The 21,866-nt window shown below is 52.9% G+C and carries 21 protein-coding genes; 20 read left to right on the top strand and 1 reads right to left on the bottom strand.

What is annotated here, in order from left to right; all coding sequences use genetic code 11:
• Positions 1-7: 7 nt before the first annotated feature.
• The 17 genes from B2W96_RS08395 (at position 8) to B2W96_RS08315 (ending at position 17,087) form a co-directional block, all read left to right on the top strand.
• Positions 8-346 carry a hypothetical protein gene (locus tag B2W96_RS08395; RefSeq protein ID WP_293009838.1) on the top strand — a complete coding sequence of 113 codons (339 nt, stop codon included), beginning with the start codon at positions 8-10 and terminating at the stop codon, positions 344-346.
• Positions 321-2,741, top strand: a complete 2,421-nt coding sequence (locus B2W96_RS08390; RefSeq protein ID WP_293009837.1) for a VirB4 family type IV secretion system protein — start codon at positions 321-323, stop codon at positions 2,739-2,741. The genes B2W96_RS08395 and B2W96_RS08390 overlap by 26 nt, the downstream gene beginning before the upstream one ends.
• Positions 2,738-3,337: a M23 family metallopeptidase gene (locus B2W96_RS08385; protein ID WP_293009836.1), complete on the top strand. Its 600-nt coding sequence runs from the start codon at positions 2,738-2,740 to the stop codon at positions 3,335-3,337. The genes B2W96_RS08390 and B2W96_RS08385 overlap by 4 nt, the downstream gene beginning before the upstream one ends.
• A 23-nt stretch (positions 3,338-3,360) precedes the next feature.
• The gene (locus B2W96_RS08380; protein ID WP_293009835.1) at positions 3,361-4,425 is read left to right on the top strand and encodes a hypothetical protein; all 1,065 of its coding nucleotides are present in this window, start codon (positions 3,361-3,363) and stop codon (positions 4,423-4,425) included.
• On the top strand, positions 4,425-4,838 hold the full coding sequence (locus tag B2W96_RS08375; RefSeq protein WP_293009834.1) for a prepilin peptidase: 414 nt from the start codon (positions 4,425-4,427) through the stop codon (positions 4,836-4,838). The genes B2W96_RS08380 and B2W96_RS08375 overlap by 1 nt, the downstream gene beginning before the upstream one ends.
• Before the next feature lie 6 nt (positions 4,839-4,844).
• Positions 4,845-5,792, top strand: coding sequence for a Flp pilus assembly protein CpaB (gene cpaB / locus B2W96_RS08370; protein WP_293009833.1), 948 nt, complete (start codon positions 4,845-4,847; stop codon positions 5,790-5,792).
• A gap of 11 nt (positions 5,793-5,803) precedes the next feature.
• Positions 5,804-6,595: a hypothetical protein gene (locus tag B2W96_RS08365; RefSeq protein ID WP_293009832.1), complete on the top strand. Its 792-nt coding sequence runs from the start codon at positions 5,804-5,806 to the stop codon at positions 6,593-6,595.
• Positions 6,567-7,952, top strand: coding sequence for an ATPase, T2SS/T4P/T4SS family (locus tag B2W96_RS08360; RefSeq protein WP_293009831.1), 1,386 nt, complete (start codon positions 6,567-6,569; stop codon positions 7,950-7,952). The genes B2W96_RS08365 and B2W96_RS08360 overlap by 29 nt, the downstream gene beginning before the upstream one ends.
• Positions 7,939-8,907, top strand: coding sequence for a type II secretion system F family protein (locus tag B2W96_RS08355; RefSeq protein WP_293009830.1), 969 nt, complete (start codon positions 7,939-7,941; stop codon positions 8,905-8,907). The genes B2W96_RS08360 and B2W96_RS08355 overlap by 14 nt, the downstream gene beginning before the upstream one ends.
• Positions 8,908-8,925: 18 nt before the next feature.
• A complete protein-coding gene (locus tag B2W96_RS08350; protein ID WP_293009829.1) occupies positions 8,926-9,786 on the top strand; it encodes a hypothetical protein in 861 nt (286 codons plus the stop codon).
• Positions 9,787-9,830: 44 nt separating this feature from the next.
• Complete coding sequence (locus tag B2W96_RS08345; RefSeq protein WP_293009828.1) at positions 9,831-10,073, top strand: DUF6133 family protein; 243 nt, start codon at positions 9,831-9,833, stop codon at positions 10,071-10,073.
• 54 nt (positions 10,074-10,127) lie between these two features.
• Positions 10,128-10,538 (top strand): DUF4320 family protein, encoded by a 411-nt coding sequence (locus tag B2W96_RS08340; RefSeq protein ID WP_293009827.1) that lies wholly within the window; start codon positions 10,128-10,130, stop codon positions 10,536-10,538.
• Entirely contained in the window at positions 10,535-11,041 is a 507-nt protein-coding gene (locus B2W96_RS08335) for a hypothetical protein (RefSeq protein ID WP_293009826.1), read from the top strand. The genes B2W96_RS08340 and B2W96_RS08335 overlap by 4 nt, the downstream gene beginning before the upstream one ends.
• Complete coding sequence (locus tag B2W96_RS08330; protein ID WP_293009825.1) at positions 11,025-11,576, top strand: hypothetical protein; 552 nt, start codon at positions 11,025-11,027, stop codon at positions 11,574-11,576. Before B2W96_RS08335 ends, B2W96_RS08330 begins: the two co-directional genes overlap by 17 nt.
• Positions 11,577-11,589: 13 nt before the next feature.
• Complete coding sequence (locus tag B2W96_RS08325; protein ID WP_349680146.1) at positions 11,590-15,114, top strand: InlB B-repeat-containing protein; 3,525 nt, start codon at positions 11,590-11,592, stop codon at positions 15,112-15,114.
• Between the two features lie 130 nt (positions 15,115-15,244).
• Positions 15,245-15,694 carry a hypothetical protein gene (locus tag B2W96_RS08320; RefSeq protein ID WP_293009823.1) on the top strand — a complete coding sequence of 150 codons (450 nt, stop codon included), beginning with the start codon at positions 15,245-15,247 and terminating at the stop codon, positions 15,692-15,694.
• Positions 15,695-15,818: 124 nt separating this feature from the next.
• Positions 15,819-17,087, top strand: a complete 1,269-nt coding sequence (locus B2W96_RS08315) for a hypothetical protein (RefSeq protein WP_293009822.1) — start codon at positions 15,819-15,821, stop codon at positions 17,085-17,087.
• On the opposite strand, the gene dinB is transcribed toward B2W96_RS08315, so the two are convergent.
• Positions 17,035-18,282 carry a DNA polymerase IV gene (gene dinB, locus B2W96_RS08310; protein ID WP_293009821.1) on the bottom strand — a complete coding sequence of 416 codons (1,248 nt, stop codon included), beginning with the start codon at positions 18,280-18,282 and terminating at the stop codon, positions 17,035-17,037. The genes B2W96_RS08315 and dinB overlap by 53 nt on opposite strands.
• A 171-nt stretch (positions 18,283-18,453) precedes the next feature.
• Between dinB and B2W96_RS08305 the strand changes: the two genes are divergently transcribed.
• The 3 genes from B2W96_RS08305 to B2W96_RS08295 form a co-directional block, all read left to right on the top strand.
• On the top strand, positions 18,454-19,035 hold the full coding sequence (locus B2W96_RS08305; RefSeq protein ID WP_293009820.1) for an SOS response-associated peptidase: 582 nt from the start codon (positions 18,454-18,456) through the stop codon (positions 19,033-19,035).
• Between the two features lie 187 nt (positions 19,036-19,222).
• A complete protein-coding gene (locus B2W96_RS08300) occupies positions 19,223-21,289 on the top strand; it encodes an AAA-like domain-containing protein (RefSeq protein WP_293009819.1) in 2,067 nt (688 codons plus the stop codon).
• A gap of 352 nt (positions 21,290-21,641) precedes the next feature.
• A partial coding sequence (locus B2W96_RS08295) for a hypothetical protein (protein ID WP_293009818.1) occupies positions 21,642-21,866 on the top strand: 225 nt, incomplete at its 3' end.

The raw sequence follows: 21,866 nt of genomic DNA, 5'->3' as shown, positions 1-21,866 counted from the left end.
ATTTAAATTGAAAAAATTAACTGTCCCTGAAAATATCCCTTTGCGCTGGGAGCTGTTTCGCGGATTTGGAAGTCCGGAGCTGATCCGCACGGGGATTATCACCGGCATCGTGTTGGCTGGAAGCATCCTGTTCTGCATGGTCAGCACTTGGGAATTCAAACTGATGGCGTCCACGTTGGCGGTGATATTCACCATGTTTGTCTGCGTCAATTTTTTTATCAAAATGGACAATAACCAGTCCATGTATTTGTTTTTAAAACGCGGACTGCGCTACCGTAGGGAGCAGCAGACATTTTGGTATAAGAGAGAGGAGAGAATCCATGTTTCATCCGAGAGAGAAACCTGATGCAAAATTACTTACCGCGCAAGAGTTTCTGAATGTGGAAGACATCACCGATGACTTGCTTTACAGTCGGGACGGGTATCTGTTTGGATACCTGTCCGTCCGGGCCGGAGACAACAAGCTGCTTTCCGATCAGGAGCGGGCCGCGCTGGCACTGAATCTCACCAGCGCGGTTTCTGGCGGAGACAACGATCCGTTCCAGCTTCTGTCCATCCCCCGCACGGTGGACACCATGAACATGATTGAGTATCTGGCAGAAAAGCGCAGAGGAACCGGTGAGGACGCCAAGCTGCGCCTGATCAACGGTGAAATTGCCGCATTGCAGGAAATGGCCCGGGAGGGTACAAAAGAACCCATGATTGTCATTAAGTGCTGGGAAAAGGCCAGCCGGGGCGCGGATGCTATCCTTAAAAAGCGTCTGAAGGAGCTGCGCGCCAAGCTCGGTGAGAACCAGGTATCCGTAGAGCTGATGAATGAGCAGGAGATCACCTATCTCTGCAAGATTTTTGCGGACCTGACCACCTATCAGGACCCTTCCGATGACATTTACGAGGATATTCCCCTTCTGCCGCAGAAAAAACGGATGCTGTCCGCCAGAAGCGGGGACACGGAAGACGGCGCGGCCCTTTTGAATCTGCTGACGCCAGTGGGCGGTATCAGCTTCGGCGTCTCCAAGGTCACCATCGGCCCGGTAGTAGGCCGCATTTACGGTGCGATGCGTTTCCCGTCCGAGCTGGACTATGGCTGGGCAGTGGACCTGATGAACAACAGCGACTGCATTACCTCCATTACTTACTACCCCGGCAACGCTGGAGAGCTGGGGGACGCGCTGGCCCGCAGCATCAAGGCATCCTCCGTGGACGCGCAGTCGGAAAGCAATGCCCGGCGCAGGAAACACTATGCCAAGCAAGCCAAGGACGCGGATCAGCTTATTGAGGAACTGGACTTTAAAAATGCGTCCATCGGTCATGTCGCAATCCTCACCATGCCGTTTTCCGATGATGAGGATAAACTGGAGGATGTTTGCCGCTCCGTGAGCAACCGCTTTGCTAAAAAACGCATACGCTTAAAGCCGCTGGGCAACTTGCAGAAGGACGCCTACAGGCAGCTCTCCCCCTACCATCCTCCGCAGCCGAAGGTAGAAGATGTGCTGAAGCGCATTTTCCCACTGGAAACCCTGATGGGCGGCTTCCCTATGATTGTCAGCATCTACCGGGATGATCAAGGCAGCTACTTTGCCCGGACGATGGACGGAAGTGTCATGGCACTGAATCTGCTTATGCGGGGCCGCGACCGCACCAACGGGAATATGGTTGTCACGGGGGAAACCGGGCAGGGAAAATCTACGGTAGTTAAGCACCTGATACAAACGCAGTATATGAATGGCGTAAAAATTATCATCATTGACCCGGAACGGGAGTTTCGGCATCTGTGCCAGAGCCTGAACGGCACATGGCTGGACGTGGGCGGCGGCAGCGCCAAGGTAAACCCCCTGCAAATTCGCCCGGTTCCTATGGACGATAAAGACGAGGAAGGAAGCAACCGGCTCTATCAGGCAAACGAAAACGCCATGGCACTGCACATCCACACGCTGGATGTATTTTTTAAGCTGTATCTTCCGGGCCTGACCGATCTGCAGCGGGCGCTTTTAAAAAAGGCTCTTGTAGAGACTTATAACCTTAAGGGAATCACCTGGGATACGGATGTATCCCAGCTTGGGGCAGAGGATTTTCCTCTGATTTCCGAATTGCAGACCTATCTGCAAGGACAGGCGGAGGAAGACCCGAGATGCGGGGACCTGGCGCTCCTGCTCTACGACATGGCCGAGGGAGCGGACAGCTTTCTATGGAATGGCTACACGAATGTGGACCTTTCCAACGACCTGATTGTTCTGGACACCAATCTTTTAATCAACAGTTCTGAAGAGGTGCGCCGCGCACAGTATTTTAACACGATGACTATGTGCTGGCAGGTCATGGCACAGGACAGAACCACGCCGGTGCTGCTGGGCTGCGACGAGGCGCACATCCTTTTTGACCCCGCCATCCCGCAGACCTCTATGTACATGCGGAACTTTGCCAAGCGCGCCAGAAAATATGAAGGCGCACTGTGGGTAGTCACCCACTCGCTGGTGGACCTGCTTTCAGAGCAAGTGAAAATCTCCGGGCAGGCGATTTTGGACAGCTCTGCCTACAAACTGTTTTTCGGGACAGACGGCAAGAACCTGGAGGAAACAGCAAGCCTGTTTCACCTGACAGACGCGGAAAAGAACCTCCTGCTGTCCAAGCATCGGGGCCATGCGCTTTTGCAGATGGGCCGGCAGCATGTTGCGGTAGACTTTGATAAAAATATTCCTCAATACAAAATGGACCTGATGGGCAAAGGCGGCGGGCGATGAACGCGCTGGCCGCCGTGAAGCTGGCGGCCGCCGTGCTGGACGCCGCCCAGGAACGAAAACACACCCATCAAACGCTTTTCATCAGTATTTTGGCCGGTTGCCTTGCCGTTCTTTTTTTAATCCTCTCTATTGTGCCGCTCCTAATCTGCCTGCTGCTTCAGGGCAGCAATGACGCTGTTTCCCCGGAGAATCTGGTTATCTCTGAGTCGGGCTTTTGCTGGCCGACGCCCGGTTACACGAAAATCACCTCCCCTTACGGCTACCGTGTCCACCCCATCACGGGCCAGATAAAATTCCACTCCGGCATTGATATCGGCGGGGCTGGCGGATCGCCGATTGTAGCGGCGATGGATGGAACCGTAACAATCTCCGTGTACAGCAACTCTTACGGGAATTACGTGGAGATTGACCACGGCGGCGGCGTTCGGACCCGCTATGCGCATATGTCCAGACGACTGTGCAGGGTGGGAGATACCGTGACGCAGGGAGAGACAATCGGCCTTGTTGGCTCCACAGGCAATTCCACCGGCAACCACTGCCACTTTGAGGTGCGCATCAATGGCACAACCTACGACCCCATGCAATATTTTAAATAGTATCAGGAGGTACAAAGATAAACATGAAAGCAATTTACTATTTGGCGCGGGCTGACGATCTCCGGCGCTTCGATGCCCTGTTCAACGAGCTGGACATGCTGGCCACCGCCATTCCCATTGAAAAGGTACCGTCGCTGACGGCCTTTGTCATGAAGGAGAAGCCCATTGTCCGGCAGGACTACATTCTTCTGGATGTATCCGAGATGGACTGGTCGCCTGCGCACATCCTGTCTGCGATGCAGCAGCTCCGGCGGTTCTCCTCCGCGCAGATAATCTTTCTGGGCAAACCCGAGGAGGAGACGGTGGAGCTGTTCGGCACGCTGGCGGGCGTGCATCATATGAGCCATTTAATAATGCAGCGCCCCGGTACGGATGTGGACGCAGAGCTGCGAAGCTGCCTGCAGGACAGGCCCCAGCTCTCCCGAAAACTGCAAGCCATGCAGGAGCAGATGGTGCAGACGGCGGCACGCACCGTCTCCCCCCTCCACATCCCCGAGGGCCTTGTATTTCATGCCGCTGTGGCAGGCGCGATGCCACGCTGCGGCGTCACCGTGCAGTGCTTTGCGTTGTACCATTATTTTAAATCCTTGGGACTGCGCCCGGCAATCTGGGATAAATGCGGGCGGACGCTGCCAATTATGAAAACAATTGAAGATGGCACCGAAACTGAAAACGCCGTGGAAATCCACGGCGTTCCCTTTTGTGCGGGGGAATCTCCGCAGTACAACGCCTATGTGCTGGACTATGGGCTGCTGACCAAAGAAAATGCGGCGCATTTCTGCATGGCGGATCTCAGCGTATTGGTGGGCTGCACAAAACCGTGGGAGCTGCCAGCTTTGGCCGAGGCGCGGAAGCTGGTGCAGCCCCACCCCTGCCACAGCCTGATTACGCTGGCCAGCTTTTCGACCCAGCGGGATTTGGACCGCCTGAGTAAATACTTTGGGGACAAAAGCGGTCTTGTCCCTTACCATCCGGATTTGTGGGAGCCGCCTGCACCCCAGACCTACGCAAAGCTGATTTTGCCGGAGCTGCGGGAAATCTGCGGGGAACCGCGCGCTGATCCGGAACCGGAGCAGGAGGTGGGTTGATGACGCCGGGTGTGTTCTTGAGCTTTTTTCCTCTCTCGTATGCGGCCCTTTCAGATTTCCGGCATCGCATCATCCCGGATAGAACGGTATTCCTGATTTTTGCCTGCGCGTTGCTGAACGTTGCTCTGGGGCAGGTTACGCTGTTCTCGTGCGTATTTGGAGCGGCGGCAATCGGCGGAGCGATTTTGCTGGCGGCGGGCGCAAATATGGGAATTGGGGGCGGCGACGTGAAGCTGTGCGCCGCTCTGGGGGCTTTGCTGGGAATAGAGAAAATGCTGCTCGTATTGATTGCGGCACTGCTGAGTCTTATCGTCAGCGGCAAGCTGCAAAAGAAAACAAGTCTGCCCTTCGCCCCATATGTATGGGGCGTTTTTTATATCCTGCTGGCGGCAGAAATTTTGCAAAGGAGATAGACACATATGCCATTTACCAAAAAATCCACCAAAGAGCTGGTGCAGGGCCAGCCGGAGGTAAAAAAGGAGAAGCCCGTCAAACGCTGGAAAATCGGAAGCGGCGGGCAGCCGAAAGAGAAAAAGGATCGTTCTCCCGATGGCCGCACGCCCATTTTTCGGACAAAGCTTTTCTGGGGAGCCGTCAGCATTTCTCTGGGGCTGCTCATTGCTTTCGCCGGTATTCCCATGCTCAAAATGGCGGTGACGGAGACGGAACCTACCGTGCGGTTCGCCCAGGACGTGAAGGCCGGGACTAAGGTGACAGAGGACCTGCTGTCTGTCGTAGATATGTCGCCGTACCATTTGCCCTCCGATACGCTCCATGAAAAGCAGGCGGCTGTGGGCCGGTACGTGAAGACGGACGCAGTGGCAGGCGACCTTGCCACCGCTTCCAGATTCAGCGAGGGTTATCCCGGCGCAGACCCGCAGATGGTGGGGCTGCCCGAGAACACGGTGGCCATTTCCATTTCCCTGCCGGACTTGTCGCAGAGCGTATCCGGAAAGCTGCGTCAGGGCGATATTGTGCAGATATTCGCAGTGGAGGACAACAACAGCTTTCAGGCTGCTGCACCTCCGGAATTGCAGTATGTGGAGGTCTTGGCGGCAAGCTACGCCGACGGGTCGGACGTACAAGAGACGCAGGACACGGCAGTAGACAATACCGCAAAAGATGGAGCGCTGTCCACGGTAACGCTGCTGGCAAACGCGGAGCAGGCGGCCTGTCTGGCTGGGCTGAACCAAAATGCCAAGCTGCACGCTGCTCTTGTGATACGCGGTGACGACGCGGCCAAAGCAAGGGCGCTGAAGGCACAGGCAGATTACTTTGCCAAGCTGGAGGACCCGGAAGTCCCGGAAGAAGCAGCGGGTACGGAAACAGCCGCAGATGCTCTGCCAGCCAGCGAACAGAACGGATAAGGAGAGAGCCTATGTTTTTAATTGCATCCTGGGGGAGCAGCGGGGCCGGGAAAACCACCGTGGCCATGGCGCTGGCGTCTTCGCTGGCCCGCAGAAAAAAGGACGTGCTGATTTTGTCTTCGGAAATGCGCACGCCGGAGCTGCCGGTGCTGCTCCCCACCGTCACCGGGCTGACCGGAAACAATTCCATTGGGCCTCTGCTGACCGCATCGGACGCGCTGACAGAAGCCGCGCTGAAGGACCGGATGATTCGCCATCCCAAGTCGAACCACATTTATTGCATGGGGCTGGTTTCCGGTGAGACGGCGGCATTTACCTACGGTCCGCCCACCCGGAGCGCAGCCATCGGCCTGTTCCAGCTTTTGGGACAGACGCCGTTCCAGTATGTCATTGTGGACTGCGATTCCAATCCCCTGTATGACCAGACCACGCTGGCGGCTTTGGAATACGCGCAGTTGGGACTGATGGTGCTGACGCCGGATGTGAAAGGCTATGAGTTTCGCAAGGCACAGCTTGGCTGGCTGGGCAACAGCGACGTATTCCACATGGACAAGTTTATCCAGATTGCAAATCCCGTTTTTACCCACACGCCCATTAAGGACGCGCAGGCGCTGTTCGGTGACTTTGCATACACGCTGCCATTCTCTGCGCAGGCGGCGGAAAAGATGATGGCGGGCGAGCTGCTGACCGGCTTTGATTCTACACCCGGCGCGGTATTTGAGAAAGCCGTCAGCCGCCTGACAGACCAAGTAGAAAGTGAGGAGGAAAAAAATCGTGCAGGAAACAGCAGTACAAACCATTGACGGGCTGGAAGCGGTCGTCAGCGGCATCTTCTCCCCTCTGGGGAAGCTCCCTTACAAGCAGGTTCTGCCCAGGGTGCAGAGCGAGGTATCCCTGAGCCTGAAGCGGCAGGTGGAGGATTTAACGGAGGCGGAGCTGAAGGGCATTATCTCCCGGCATCTCCGGGACCACCAGATCAAGTGCGATTTGACAAACTCCGCTGCGGAACTGACAAATTACATCTATCACGACATGGCCGGACTGAGCTTCATCTCCCGCGAAAAGGTTTTGGAGCAGGACGGCTTCGAGGAATTGGACATCAACGCCTGGGACGATGTGGAGATCATTATCCGGGGAAAGCGGAAAAAAACGGATTACCGCTTCCTAAGCCCGGAACATGCATCGGACATTATACTTAAAATTCTCCGGAAAACGCAGACAGCCTTTGACGTGGCTGAACCCGGCGCGACCGCAGACCTTGGCAGCGGAATGCGTATTACGGCGCTGCGCGCGCCGCTGGTGGATGAGGACGTTTCCGTGAGCGCATCTATCCGGAAGGTGGACATGACGGCGGTGGGACGGAAGAAGCTGGTGGGCGCAACACTGACCGAACAGATGATGACCTTTCTGGAGTTGTGCCTGACCCACGGCGTATCCATCGCCTTTTCCGGAGAAACCGGGGCCGGGAAGACCTCTCTTGCCGGCTGTCTTCTTAGCCATGCAGCCAAGACGCTGCGCATCTACACCATTGAGGAGGGCAGCCGGGAATGGGACTTTGTACAGCGGGACGAGAACGGGAAAGTAACCAACTCCGTCATCCATACCCGCACCCGGCCCAATAAAAAAGATTCCACGCAAAACATCGGGCAGGAAGAACTGGTGAAATATGCGCTGCGCTTCAATCCGGACATCATCGCGCCGGGAGAGATTCGCGGCCGGGAGGCATTTGAAGTGATGGGCGTCTCCAACACCGGCCACACAGTGATGACCACCGTCCACTCCAACGGTACGCTGGACACGCCGGAACGAATCATTACGCTGGCAAAGAAAGCCTATGACATGACCGACACCACCTTGTTTTCCATGTGCGCCCGGGCCTTCCCCATTCTGGTGCACATGGAGCAAAATGCCGACCGGCAGCGCCGCGTGACGGAAATCCGGGAAGTAACGGGCTGTGTCCACGGAGAGATTCAGTCTCAGCTGCTATTTAAGTTCTCCATTGAAGACAACATCTACGAGGGGGATACCTGCATCCGGACAGAGGGCGCATTTCGCCAGTTAGCGCCCATTTCACAGAGTTTGACAGAGCAGATGCTGAAAAAAGGCGCGCGGCGCAGCGAGCTTCAGCAGTTTTTGGAGGTGGAGCATGAACAAGCGTGACTGCCTGGTTCTGTTCCTGGTTCTGGTCGGCGGTCTGCTTTTGATGGACGCGCATCTGCCCCGGTTTAGTATCCGGGGAAAGACGCGGGAGCTGGCGGCCAGAATCCGGCTAGAAGCACAAAAGAGGAAGAAAAACCAGCGGGAGACGGCCAGAGAGTATGTAGACCGCATCAACGGACGTCCCCGTGAGAGCTTTGCAAAACGTTCTTACCGGGAGGCCAAAACCGTCTACGACACCATTGGGCAGTCTGATCGCTACCAGCGGGTGCTGCGGATGTCTCTGGCGGCTGGAGCTGCGGGAGCGGTTGGCGGATTGCTGCTGGGCAATCTCCCGCTGGCGGTGGTGCTGGCGGTGGGGCTGTACTTTCTTCCCCTCTGGTTATCTCAGTTCACGCTGTTTCGCTATCAGCAGTTTGTAAGTCAGGAGCTGGAGACTGCGTTGTCCCTGATCACCACCTCCTACAACCGCAGCAACGATATTTTATCTGCTGTGGAGGAAAACCTGAATGCCATCAGTGATCCCGTGCGCACTGTGTTCACGGCGTTTTGCAACGGCCTTCGCTACGTGGACGCCAACGCGCCGACGGCCATTGAGCGGATGAAAGGCCAACTGGATAACCCGCAGTTTCACGAATGGTGCGATATTTTGATTCTCTGCCAGAACAATCACATGCTCCAGGCGGCACTCCAGCCGGTGGTCAACAAGTTTTCAATTTTAAAGGCCCAGCAGGAGGCCAATGAAACCCGCATGATGCTCCCGCTGAAATATGCCATGGGCATGACGGCGCTGATCACGGTGTTTTGCCCTTTGCTGAAGCTTTTAAATCAGGACTGGTACGCGAACCTGATGCACACGCCGTTTGGGCAGATATCGCTGGCCATTGCGGCTGTGGCGGTCTTTATTTCCATCAACAAGGCCATTACCCTTTCCCGGCCTATCTCTTATGAAATTTAAAAGGAGGAGGGATGCCCTATGGAATGGCTGGCGGCCATTCTCATTGCGGGAGGCGCGTATTGCGTGTTTACCGCAAGCTTTCCCGGCGTCTACGCGCCGGCGCGGAAGGCACTGCGCGGACGCGCACCAAAGACGCTGACCCAATCTCAGGTACTGCAAAATCAACTGGCCGGGAAAATTGCGCCCCGGCTGGAGCTTGATCCTATCAAGCGGTCACAGACGGAAGCGCTGCTGCGAAACCTCGGCCACGCCGAAAGCCCGGAGCTGTTTCACGCCCGTGCAATTGCCGGAGGACTGTTTATGAGCGGGCTGTGCGCGGCGCTGCTGCTGTTCTCCGTGCCGCTGGGGCTTGCCGCAATGGCGCTGGCCGGCATTGCCTATTACAACAAGCAGCGTAAGACGTTAGAGACAGAGCTGGCCGCCAGGAGAGCGGCCATTGAGCGGGAACTGCCGCAATTCGCGTCTACCATCCGCCAGAGCCTTGGAACCACGCGGGACGTGGTTGCCATCCTGACCTCCTATCGCCGGGTGTGCGGACAGACGCTGGCTGGGGAAATTGACAAGACCCTGAACGACATGATGACCGGCAACGCGGTGCGGGCCATTCAGGCGCTGGAGGGCCGTGTGGCGTCTCAAAAGCTGGGCCAGCTCACCCGGGGGCTTCTGGCAGTGCTACGGGGTGACGACCAGCGGATGTACTTTGACGTACTTGCGGAAGAATACCGCAAGTCACAGGATGAAGAGGTGGAGCGGGAACTGCTCCAGCGTCCGCAAAAGCTGAATCCCTACATGGCAATGATGTTTGTCGGCTTTCTCCTGATGATCGCCGCGTCTATCGGCGCGGAGCTGGTGGGCGGTATCCATCAATTCTTTGGCTGAGGCCAATTTAAAATATGCTTGTATTATGAAAGGAAAGAAAAATTATGAACACTCTGAAAAACACACTGAACGCTGCCATGACCAAGGTTTACATCCGCGCGAGACTGTACGTACTCCGCATGAAGGACACCCTGAAGGACGAATCCGGCCAGTTTGTGATGGACCACGCCGTTGTCTTTGTCATCATTATCGTTCTGGGCGCTCTGGCGCTGCTCCTGCTTAAGAATTTCCTCAATAACGACATGGCCCCCACGCTGAAGACCAAAATCATGGAATTTTTTAACTGATTGACATCAAAGGGAGCGGGCCACACGGCCCGCTCCCACGGAAGGAGGCAAGGTATGCTTCAAAAGCTAAAAGAGCAGCAGGGGGAATTCCTGCTGACCGGCGCGATCCGGCTTCTGATCGGCTGCGCCGCGCTGGCGTTTGGGATTTCCATCTTTACGGTGATGTATCAGGCCAACAAGCTCACCGTCATGGCCAATGACGTCACCCGGCACATTGAAATTCTTGGGCAGATGGGGCCTACGGTGGACCAGACGTTTGCGGAGCTGAAGGAGGCGAGTAATCTGGAAGGCGCGAGTGTTGCTGTGAACGCCAGCTTTTCAGCAGGAGGAAACCGCATTCAGTTTGGGGACCCCTTCACCGTGACGGTTTCCTACACGGGAAAGATCGGTATTGGCGGCGTTTTGTCGCTGCCTGTGCCGCTTCGCTCCAGCGTGGTGGGAAGGAGTGAGCAATACTGGAAATGAGAAATAAACTCCGGGAGCAGCGCGGTGAATTTCTCCTCAGCACGGCCGTGAAGCTTCTGGCCGGGGCGATGCTCCTCAGCGCGGCAGTGGAGGTCTATCACGTTTATCACACGCTGGGCGTCGTAAAGGAAAAGGCCAATGAAGCCGTGCTGGCCGTGGCAGCGGTCAATATCGCGGAGTTCTACGGCGGAGCCAGAGAAGGAGACGGCTTTGCGCGGCATCCCGAGGACGGGAGCTTTACATACAGCATTACAACAGACGACGTGGTGGATATGCTGGTGCAGTCCCTGAACGCCACCGGCTTGGACGAAGAGGACACGATTACCGTTAAAGAGTCCTTTTCCGTGGCATCAATCCGGACACAGTACATGAATTACAGCGGCGGCAACCTGAATTTCCAGACAAACATGACTGTCACCGTGCCGCTGGAGCTGGGCGGGGTTCTTCTCCCTGCCGTAACAAAAGAGATGAAGGTGAAAACAAGCTATGCGCCAAAATTCTAGGCGGCAGTATTATCACTTGATTGTTGATCCTGCCTTGCCCCTGATTCTGCCGCTCCTTGCATTATACGGGCTGGGGTTGGGCCTGTCCCTACCATTCCTTTGGTTCCCTGCGTTGCTGCTGCTTTTGGCGCTGGCGCTCTGGCAGCAGTTTTGCCGTGTGGTCATCGGTCGAAATTTTCAGGCGCTACCGGCACTGCCGGGCGGATACCGCACCATTGGCCAGCGCGTCCAAAAGAGCAGCAGGGCGAAGACCTGCGGAGAGCTGTGCCGCTCTCTGATCCAGGACAACCGGGATGCCATTGACTGCATCCCGGCGGGAAGATATCAGGCGCTTACTCACGAAGCCGTTCTGCGCCGGCTGGAACGCAGTAAGTGCGTGTCGGTGGAGAAGATATTACCCGCCTATATGGGAACGCTGCGGCCTGTGCTGCTGGCGCAGGCGCACAAGCGCTGCCGGCACTGCAAAGCACCGTGCAGCGCTTGGAATGCGCCTGAACGTCAGTTTTATCTGGTACGCTTTCGGGTGACAAATTGAGGATGGAGGTTTTATGATGAAATTTCAATGGAAAAGGTACTTATGCCTGCTTCTGACACTTGCAATAATCACTCCGCTTATTACAATACCGGTTCTTGCGCAAACTTGTAGATATGATGGTACATTTTATTATTGCTTACAGGATGAGGAAACTGGAGCTTGGGTGGTTGTTAAAACTGGAACCACATACAGGCATACCAGTAGTTCATCATCTCCTAATGATTATGATGTGCTTAATATTGCTTGGAACAGTGCTCCGAGTGAGTTCAAAAGTGCCGCATATACTTATACAACTCAAATTAGCAAACGGCTATCTGACCATAATGTTACATGGGATACTTGGGACTATACTATATATTATCATTTTACCCCGGTGGAATTTAAAGTTACTTACAAAATAGATGGAAACGTATATCAGGAGAAGAATGTAAAATACGGTAAGACGGAGACATTATTAAGTAATGCACCTAACAAGGTAGGCTACACGTTTAACGGTTGGATTTCAACAGATGCGGCGTTAAGTAATGGCGCATTTACAATGCCGGCAGCTAATATAACTATCAATGGAAGTTACACGGTTAATAGTAATAGTGTAGCATATCAATATAGCGGATTCACGCCACAAAACGCTACATATTTACCAGCACCCGGTGCGTATACTTACGGGACTACGGTTTGGATAGCAGCTACACCAACAGCGTCAGGATACACGTTTAATGGTTGGACAACTGGAAATGCAATAATAAGTGGTAATAATTTTGTTATGCCGGATAATGCAGTAATTCTTACCGGGAGCTGGTCGCCGCGCAGCGATACGCCCTACACCGTGGAGTATTACCAGCAGAACACCAGCGATGACGGCTACACGCTGGCGAATACGGAGCATTATACCGGCACGACCGACACCGTGGCCGCTGTGCCTGGAAAAAACTATCCCGGCTTTACCGTTACTCCAGAATCCCTAACTACAACTTCCAATGTTGGCATTCATGGCGATGGCAGCACCGTTTTGAGACTTTACTATAACCGCAATATCAATACCGTCACCTACGCCTACTCCGGAGACACGGACGTGACGCCGCCTGCGCTGCCAGCGGCCGCAAACTATCGTTTTGGCCAGACCGTGCCGGTGGCCGTTGTGCCCTCGCTGCCCGGCTACGATTTCGGCGGGTGGGAGACTTATGCTTCCGTTGCCAACGGCAGCTTTACCATGCCGGATGCCGCTGTGAGCATTACCGGCGAATGGATGCCCAGAACAGACACCCCTTACATCGTGGAACGGTATCAGCAGAACACCGAGGGTGACGGCTACACGTTGGCCGAAACTCTGAACGGAAAAGGAGCCACCGGAGGAAGCATCCCTCACAGAGAGTTTGTGGGCTTTACCCAAACGCTGGACAGCGTTACTGCTGAAGGAAATGCCCAAATAAAAAGTGATGGCAGCACGCTCCTGAAGCTTTATTACGACCGCAATGTCAACACAGTCTCTTATGCCTACTTAGGAGAGCTGGATACAGCCGCCCCCACGTTGCCGATAGGAGGGAGCTATCGCTACGGCCAGACGGTGCCGGTAGCCGCAGCACCCACGCTGGCCGGCTACGATTTCGGCGGCTGGGAAACCTCTGACGCGTCCATTGGTGGCGGCAGCTTTACTATGCCTGATACAGCAGTGCCCCTCACCGGCGCATGGACAGCCAGAACAGACACCCCTTACAGGGTGGAGTATTACCAGCAGAACATTGAGGATGACGGCTACACGCTGACCGACACCGAGCACTGCACTGGTACAACCGGAGGTGTGGCGATGGTGCCGGACAAGAGCTATCCCGGCTTTTCAGTAACTCCCGAATCCACAAGTGCAGCCACAAACGTTCTGATTAAGAGCAACGGCTCAACGCTTCTGAAGCTCTATTATGACCGCAACGTCAACACCGTCTCCTATGCCTACTTAGGAGAGCTGGATACAGCCGCTCCCACGTTGCCGATAGGAGGGGGCTATCGCTTTGGACAGACCGTGCCGGTGGCCGCTGTGCCCTTGCTGGCCGGCTACGATTTCGGTGGTTGGGAAACCTCTGATGCTTCCATTGCTGACGGCAGCTTTACCATGCCGGACATCTCTGTGAACATCACCGGTGCATGGACAGCCAAAGCCGATACCCCTTACGTTGTGGAGCATTATCAGCAAAACACCGATGATGACGCCTATACTTTAGCATTCACATTTAACGGAACGGGCGTTACCGGAACGGGGGTTCCTCATAAGGAGTTTGAGGGCTTTACGCAAACTCCTGAAAGTCTAACCACAGAGGGGAGCGTAAAGATCAGGAGCGACGGCAGCACCGTGCTGAAGCTTTACTATGACCGCAACGTCAACACCGTTACCTACGGCTACTCCGGAGAGACGGACGTAACGCCGCCTGCCCTGCCGGCCACCGCAGGCTACCGTTTTGGACAGGCCGTGCCGGTGGCCGAAGCGCCCTCGCTGGCCGGCTATGATTTCGGCGGCTGGAAGACCTCCGATGCTCCCGTTGTTGACGTCAGCTTTACCATGCCGGATGAAGCTGTGACCCTCACCGGTGTGTGGACGACGCGGACGGATATTCCCTACGTCATCGAATATTACCAGCAGGACGCTGCAGATGACGGCTACACGCTGGCCGATACCCTGAACGGTGAAGGGGCCATCGGGGGAAGCATTCCCCATAGAGAATTTGAGGGCTTTACGGAAACCCCGGACAGTGTTAGCGCCGAAGGGAATGCAAGAATCAGGAGCGACAGCAGCACTGTGCTGAAGCTTTATTACGACCGTGATTACTATGCCGTTTCCTTTGCGTATTCCGGGCCTGCACCGGAAGCTGCGCCCGCTTTGCCGGAGCCTGCGAACTACCGATACGGTGCTTCTGTCCTGCTGCCTATCATTCCCGGAGCGGTTGGGGGCATGAGCTTCTCCGGCTGGATTGCGGACAGTGTGCAGATTTTAGGGAACATCCTTTCCGTGCCGGCACAGGATACGCAGATCACCGGCGATTGGACCCCACTGTTTGATTCCGGGGATGCACCCATTCCTGATACGCCGGTGACACCGGTAACGCTGGAGGATAACGGCACCGCCTACATTATCGGCTATGAGGACGGCGCGTTTCGCCCGGATGATTATCTGACGGCAAAACATGAGACATTGATGCTTTCCCGGCTGGGCCTCCCTGTGACATCACTCAGCGTCGCGTCTCAGCTTTCGGCCGAAGAGCGATATATCACCCGTAAGGAATTCCTGGGCGCGCTTCTGATCGCTTCCAGCGCTGCTTCGGAGGATTCCGAACCCATGGCCGAGGCGGCCGCCCTGGGCTGGATTTCCGGCTATGGGGACGGTGAGCTGTATCCGGATGCCTACATTACCCGCGCCCAGGCAGTGACCATCATCAACCGCGCGTTTGGCCGGACGGCCGCGCAGTCCGGCAGTGCCCAGATCAGCTACACGGATATTCCCCGCGACTATTGGGCCTACGACGCCATTATGGCGGCGTCCACAAACGCATGATTCAATAGACAGCACACGGGAGCTGGGCGGATGCCCGGCTCCCGTGCTTTGTTCTGCAAAAAGCGCGTACAGTCTGTTTCTAGGTAATGACGACTTTTTTAAAGCACGCACTATTGAAAGGATGGCAGAAATGGCTGGAAAGTTTCGTAATCAGATTATGCGTCTGTCCCTGCAAGAGCGCACAAAAAAGAAAAATTTACAGCTCCACGATGAGAAAGCCCGGCTGGAAAGCCTGTCTGATGAAGCTCTCATGTTTTATTATCTTGTACTAAAATCATCCTATGAATATAAAAAGAATGTTTTCTCGTTTCTCTTAGTTACCCTTTTAGTAGCGGGAATCTCGGACGTGTGGCGGCTGCTTGCTGAATTTGCTAAAAAAGCGCTGTCACATGACCTTTTACGCTGGGTTTGCACAGAAGCGAATTTATCTGCAATTCTTACGGCGTTTTGCCTTGTCGGCGTCTGTATTAGCGCAGCCGTCTTTGCAATGCTTATCTGGTATCTAAAATCAATGCGTACAACACATCAGATGCTGCTGATGGTAGAAAAAATACAAGAGAAACGAGAAACTTTGCCTTGACAGTTATTTGATTTATAAGCACAGGAACCTGATGTTTTGCTAGGTTCCTGTGCTTTGTTCTGCAAAAAGCGCGTGCAGCCTGTGCAAGAGGCTGCACGCAAAGAGAAGGAAGGAAGAAAAGAACATGAACACAAAACATTCACTTTTCCGGAATCCAAGCTGCCTCCTGTACAATCAGGCGCTCTCTTACAGCGCCCGCTGGGTGGGAGCAGCCCTGTACAGCCTCCGCAACCGCCTTGGACAATGCACCATCAGTCTGGATGCTCTGGCCACGCTGGCCAACTGCTCCGTTCCCACCGTCCGCAAAGCAACAGAGGAGCTGAAGCGCGCCGGCTGCATTGATTTCTGCCGCAGCTACCAGTACCAGGAGAAGATCGGGCGTGTGGGCTATGGAAAGACTACCTACGCCTGCCTGCTGCCGGTGACAGAGAACTACACCCTGATCCCGCGTGAGATATTTCAGTGGAAGCTGTCTCATGGTGCGTTGTGCGTCTGCCTGTGCCTGCTCCAGCAGGCCGGCAACAACAAGAAAGCGTTTCCTTCCATCCGCAGCATCGCAAAGCTTCTGACCATGGGCTGCTCCACTGTGTGCAGAGCATTGGGTGCGATCCGTAAGCTCCATGGCGTTATTGTCCTACGCTGCAAAAACCGCAACCGCACGTTTAACCGCAACTCCTATTATCTCAGAGTAGCATACAAGGGGGCCGTCCAGACATCTGTTGAGGTTTCCGTGCCACACAAAGGAAATTCCTGTTCTTTCTTCTTCTCTAATTCTACTGCCGTACAGAGCCAGATGCAATGCATTTCGGAGCAGGCGTGTGTTCCCATATTTTACAGACAACTTAGGGACTTAGATAACGCAGGTTCTTACAAGAGAAGAAAAAACTATATGGCTGAAAAATCAGCCGAGAAGAATACGAACTTTTTTGCAAGAGAAAGTCGGAGTGGTGAGAGAGGGGACCCGCCGCAGCGGGGGGAGAGAGGCGAGGTGACTTTCTCCGTGAGCCGGCCCGGCAGGCCGGCGCTCTTTGGCTCGCCTCTCTCCCTTCCTGTTTGCAAAGGTCAGCGTATGAATATGCGCAATATTCACATCAAGCCTTTTCTTCCACAAACCAGCGGCCTTTTTCAAACCAGAGATACGATTCCTGTCCCTGAATCCGGCAGGTATAGCGGTCTCCAACTCCGCCTACCCGCTCACAGGCCGCACGGCGGACATCCAGCACACGATCCACAGGATACCTGTGTCCTTCGTCAAACTCAATTACCAAAGGGCGGAGCCTGCCTTCGGCTTCAAAACGGACAATTACCGGTACATACTTTTTTCTTCGTTCCATGCCGTGTCACCTCCCAAAGTAGCCCACCGGATGGACCGTGTGGTCATCCTTTGGGTTAATGCTCCCAAGCAGCGGATCTGTTTTCAAAATGGCCCGCTGCACGCTGAGGTAGCCGTACCGTTGCCGGAGCGCATCTACTGAGCGATCAATCCGTTCCCACTTGTCACGGCGCTGTGCGTCTTCGAAAAGCGAAGTCTGCTCATACGCACCCGTTTCTATCAGCTCGCTCCCGCGAATGCCGATGCTGCGTATCGGGTTTTCCCAATGATAGTTTGCAAGGAACAGCGCGTAGGCCGTGTCGGCCAGCTCCGTGCTGGAGCAGCTGGGGCTTGTCAGCTTGCGCTGCCGGATCAGGGAATGCAGCTCCGTGTCCCGGATATAAACCTCCACCACCGTGCAACGGGACGCCAGCTCCCGCATTCGGCAGCACACACTTTCCGCCAGCAATAAGAGCATCAGGCGCACGTCGCCGTTGTTGATCAGGTCACGCGGAGTGGTGGCGCTGTTGCCCACGGATTTAATGGCCGGGACATACTCGGTGGTCTGCACGGGGGACACGTCCCACCCGTTGGCAAAGGTATGCAGAACAATGCCCATCTTGCCCAGCCTGCGGTGGAGGAACTCCACCGGCGATTCCGCCAGCGCCCCGATGGTGGTAATGCCCACGCGGCGCAGCTTCTCTTTGGTTGCCGCTCCCACATACAGCAGGTCCCCCACTGGCAGAGGATAGACAATTTCCTTGTAGTTGTCCCGCTCAATTCTGGTAATGGCGTTGGGCTTTTTGTAGTCGCTGCCAAGCTTGGCGGTAATCTTGTTGTCCGACACGCCGATGCTGACGGTGAGGCCCAGCTCGAACTGAATGCGCCGGTTGATCTCCCGGGCAATGTGCATGGCATCACCGGCGATCCCTGCGCTGCCGGTGACGTCCAGCCATGCTTCGTCCAGGCCGAAGGGTTCGATCTGTTCGGTGTAGTCGGCGTAGATTTCCCGCGCCAGCTTACTAAACCGGATATACTCTGCCATGTCCGGCGGGAGGACCACCAAGTCGGGGCATTTCTGTCGCGCCTGCCAAATGGCCATGCCAGTTTTTATGCCGAGGGGCTTCGCCAGATAATTCGCCGCCAGAACAATGCCGTGGCGCGCCTCCTGGCTACCGCAGACCGCGAGGGGCCTGCCCCGCAGCTCGGGATGCCGCTGCATCTCCACCGACGCGTAAAAACAATTCTGGTCTACATGAAGAATGTTGCGTGCCATGCCGTGCCCTCCTCGCGTGCAAATTGCCTCTGCTCGTTTCCGGTATGCTTTTATGCTAGTACGTTTGTTCTAAATATTCAAGAGGTATTTTCTGCCTTCCCCAACTGGTGCGCCAAATGTGTTATACTATACCCGTACAAAATTAACGAAAGCGGGCGGGAGGATCACCGGATGTGCGGGAGATATCAGTTCACGGCGGAGCAGTGCGCGGAGCTTCAGGAAATTGTTCGGGCGGTCCAGCGTCGCTGCGGAAAAAATGCGTGGATGCCGGGTAAAATCCGGCCTTCGCAGAAGGCTCCGGTTTTGGTGGAGCAGCAAGGCGGTGTTGAGGCGGATCTCATGCGCTGGGGCTTCCAGACCCAGAAGTCATTGATTATCAATGCCCGGTCAGAAAGCGCAGAGGAAAAGCCGCTATTTCGAGACAGCGTGCAAACACGCCGCTGCGTTATCCCTACCAGCGGCTTTTATGAGTGGAGCGCAGATAAGCGAAAGTACCTGTTCCGCCTACCTGACGCGCAGGCGCTCTATCTGGCAGGCATCTACGATCAGCGGCAGGATGAGCGCTGCTACTGCATTCTGACCACAGAGGCCAACGAGTCCGTGCGCGGGATTCATCCTCGGATGCCGGTGGTGCTGCTGAGGGAGGAAGTCGACGGCTGGATCATGGAGCCGGCAGCCTTCCGCAGGGTGCTCAAAAAGATACCGCCGCAGCTTCTGGCCACGGCGGAAGACAACCAAACATCGCTTTGGTAAACGAGCGGCCTTGGGTAATGATCTACCTAAGGCCGTTTTTGGTTGAAATTGGCGAAAATTTGGTGTATGCTGGAAGCGGTAATTGTAGATTATAGCAATTATGGGTAGTTCAAATTGAAGATAAAGCTGATTACTCAAAAGCCAAAAAAGATTTTACTATTTATATTTTATACGAGGAGGACGTAATATGGATGGAATATTGACAGAACAAAGTAGGGTTGAGTCGTTTCTTGAAGCACATCCTGATCATAATGACTTACTCAAACCATTTAAATTTGGGTTTGTTGCCAACTACGCAGCAGAGTTTGTGTTTGCTAATACCAATATATATATTTACTTGCTCGAAGCAAATGATTTCATTAAAGAACAGTTCGGTTTTGAGAAAGAGCTCTTGCTCGCTTATTCTCCATATTCACATATGGAGTCACGTTCGTTGCAGGCGTTATATCAAGCTCTTAAAACTTATCCTTACAAAAACAGAATAGATGCTTTAAGCTGTTTTTTTGTATCAGATGATGTAAATATAATTGAGTGGATGCGGAGCAGTTCAATTGATAATGAGATTGCTCAGAATATCATTTATTTTTCAACAGATGAGTTATTAGCAAATAAAAACGATTCATGGTATATACGTAATAGGCTTATCAAGGATTGCTTTGCTGCGGATTTATTCGAGTATTCATTACCTTTGAGAGAAGATTCTTTCTTTTTCGGCAGACAGCAGTACATTTCGAGAATGTTAGATTCGATAAGACGTTGCGAAAACAGAGGGATCTTTGGCTTGCGTAAAACTGGAAAGACTTCTCTTTTGTTCAAGGTTGAACGAACAATAATAGAACAGAAAATGGGATTTGTATTATTTATTGACTGTAAGTCTCCTTCGTACAGGACGAAGCACTGGTATGAGCTACTCGGCGAAATATGCTCAAAAATAGCCAATATATTAAAAATCGAAAAATACTACTGGAATAGAACCCCAAGCGGAATTTTGGGGGCATTTCGCTATGTCGTACAAGAAGCTAATAAGAAAGGTAAGAAGATTATTCTGATCTTTGACGAAATCGAGTATATTTCTTTTAATGCAACTCTTGATAAGCATTGGAAAAGAGAATTTATTGATTTTTGGCAAACTATATGGTCAGTTCAAAGTTTATACAGAAACTTAGTATTTATCGTCTGTGGAGTGAACGCAAGTTCTGCTGAAAAGGATATGATTGGCACTATACAAAATCCTTTGTTTGGCATAGTGCAATCGGAGTATCTTAAAGGGTTCGATATAGATGAGACAAAATCTATGGTTAAAACTATAGGTAAAAGAATGGGATTAAAGTTCTCATATGATGCTATTGAATATCTTTATAACCAGTACGGTGGTCATCCAATGCTTACGCGGAAAGCATGTAGTGCTATAAATAGAATATTGACCAAACCAAGACCGATTGAAATTACGCAACAAAAAATGAGAGAGCTTTTAGAAGAAGCTAATTCGGACTTAGTTTATTATTTTCAGCATGTAGTTTCAGAAATACGGATGTTTTATCCTGAGGAGTATGAATTGTTTGAAATGCTTGCTTCGGGTCAAATCGGTGATTTTATGGAGTTTGCACAGGTAAGCGAGTATTCTAAACATCTATACGATTATGGCCTTGTTGTAAAAAGCAATAATGTTCCTTCAATAAATATGCCAGTAGCAGGTCGGTATGCTGCTTTGGAGTTAGCAAAGCGCGAAAAGAGGAATGGACTTTTTAAAACAATTGAAATTACTAAAAGAAGTGGTTGGGTAAAACAAAGGATAGGTTCAATAATAAGCGACTTGCGTCAATTAGAAATTGTTATTAAATCCCTCGGAAAAACCAGTCTATTCGGTGTAAATTCTTTTCCAGAAGCCGATAGATTCAGTTCCATAACTGCGGTTACGAATGAAACAGGATTTTTGGAATTTATAAATATATGTAATCGGTGTTTTGTTGAGCCAATTGAAAACTACGGCAAAAGCATAGGCAAGAATCAGTATTTTTGGATTGAAATCAAGACTAATTATCCTGCTATTTTTTCTATTCTCGAACGCATTAAAATATATCGACACTGGAAAGATCACTCGTTACTTAAGCCTGATGTGGCAAAAAAACTACAAGAGTTTTTGGAAGCCGACACTCACGGAATTAGCATTGAGGAAAAGCCGTTCGTTATTCAGCAGAAATTATTAGATGGCTTTTTCACAAATATACAAGCGGAAATCAGCAATCTAACCTGAAATAAACTTAAAAAGGTTGATGCAGGTACGATTCATCTTGCATTACCCAATAATTATAACGAGATGCCATCAAACCTGCATAAACACTGGAAAACTTACTCGTTGTAGATTTAAATTGCAACACGAGCCAATTTTAAGGCAATACTAAATCGCTTATTGCAAAATTGGTATTTATCCGTATTCTTGATGCAACAATTTTGGAAATCCAGGATATTTACAAGAGTATAAATTTCTCATTATGAGTAGAGAATTATCCGAGCATGGGCGCAAAAAAGAACGACACAGCAGGAACTGTGTCGCCCATGTTTGGATAATTCCATAGCACGAAACCGCGGTCGGGCTTGCATCGGCTATGGGCAAAGCATTCGCTTTTGCTCGTCAAAATTCTGTAGTCCGGATACTTGAAACGCCCATTCTGGCACAGAAATCATTTCAATTTCCCTCTCTCTATGCTAAAATGGGTACAGCAAAGCCAGCCTGCCCTCAGAGCGGACTTGAAAAGGCTTTGCAATTTAGCAGGCTGTGGGTGGTGCAAGTCCGGTTCGAAGCAGACCGCAGCATCCGCATCTTGGGCATT

It is taken from the genome of Oscillibacter sp. UBA6647 (assembly GCA_002455655.1).
GTDB lineage: Bacteria > Bacillota > Clostridia > Oscillospirales > Oscillospiraceae > Oscillibacter.
This window is presented reverse-complemented; position numbering and strand designations above follow the sequence as displayed.

What these genes read in the sequence shown, in the direction of transcription:
- B2W96_RS08390 (WP_293009837.1), top strand. Translation starts at nt 321, where the DNA reads ATGTTTCATCCGAGAGAGAAACCTGATGCAAAATTACTTACCGCGCAA.
- B2W96_RS08385 (WP_293009836.1), top strand. Translation starts at nt 2,738, where the DNA reads ATGAACGCGCTGGCCGCCGTGAAGCTGGCGGCCGCCGTGCTGGACGCC.
- B2W96_RS08380 (WP_293009835.1), top strand. Translation starts at nt 3,361, where the DNA reads ATGAAAGCAATTTACTATTTGGCGCGGGCTGACGATCTCCGGCGCTTC.
- B2W96_RS08375 (WP_293009834.1), top strand. Translation starts at nt 4,425, where the DNA reads ATGACGCCGGGTGTGTTCTTGAGCTTTTTTCCTCTCTCGTATGCGGCC.
- cpaB (WP_293009833.1), top strand. Translation starts at nt 4,845, where the DNA reads ATGCCATTTACCAAAAAATCCACCAAAGAGCTGGTGCAGGGCCAGCCG.
- B2W96_RS08365 (WP_293009832.1), top strand. Translation starts at nt 5,804, where the DNA reads ATGTTTTTAATTGCATCCTGGGGGAGCAGCGGGGCCGGGAAAACCACC.
- B2W96_RS08355 (WP_293009830.1), top strand. Translation starts at nt 7,939, where the DNA reads ATGAACAAGCGTGACTGCCTGGTTCTGTTCCTGGTTCTGGTCGGCGGT.
- B2W96_RS08350 (WP_293009829.1), top strand. Translation starts at nt 8,926, where the DNA reads ATGGAATGGCTGGCGGCCATTCTCATTGCGGGAGGCGCGTATTGCGTG.
- B2W96_RS08345 (WP_293009828.1), top strand. Translation starts at nt 9,831, where the DNA reads ATGAACACTCTGAAAAACACACTGAACGCTGCCATGACCAAGGTTTAC.
- B2W96_RS08340 (WP_293009827.1), top strand. Translation starts at nt 10,128, where the DNA reads ATGCTTCAAAAGCTAAAAGAGCAGCAGGGGGAATTCCTGCTGACCGGC.
- B2W96_RS08335 (WP_293009826.1), top strand. Translation starts at nt 10,535, where the DNA reads ATGAGAAATAAACTCCGGGAGCAGCGCGGTGAATTTCTCCTCAGCACG.
- B2W96_RS08330 (WP_293009825.1), top strand. Translation starts at nt 11,025, where the DNA reads ATGCGCCAAAATTCTAGGCGGCAGTATTATCACTTGATTGTTGATCCT.
- B2W96_RS08325 (WP_349680146.1), top strand. Translation starts at nt 11,590, where the DNA reads ATGATGAAATTTCAATGGAAAAGGTACTTATGCCTGCTTCTGACACTT.
- B2W96_RS08320 (WP_293009823.1), top strand. Translation starts at nt 15,245, where the DNA reads ATGGCTGGAAAGTTTCGTAATCAGATTATGCGTCTGTCCCTGCAAGAG.
- B2W96_RS08315 (WP_293009822.1), top strand. Translation starts at nt 15,819, where the DNA reads ATGAACACAAAACATTCACTTTTCCGGAATCCAAGCTGCCTCCTGTAC.
- dinB (WP_293009821.1), bottom strand. Translation starts at nt 18,282, where the DNA reads ATGGCACGCAACATTCTTCATGTAGACCAGAATTGTTTTTACGCGTCG.
- B2W96_RS08305 (WP_293009820.1), top strand. Translation starts at nt 18,454, where the DNA reads ATGTGCGGGAGATATCAGTTCACGGCGGAGCAGTGCGCGGAGCTTCAG.
- B2W96_RS08300 (WP_293009819.1), top strand. Translation starts at nt 19,223, where the DNA reads ATGGATGGAATATTGACAGAACAAAGTAGGGTTGAGTCGTTTCTTGAA.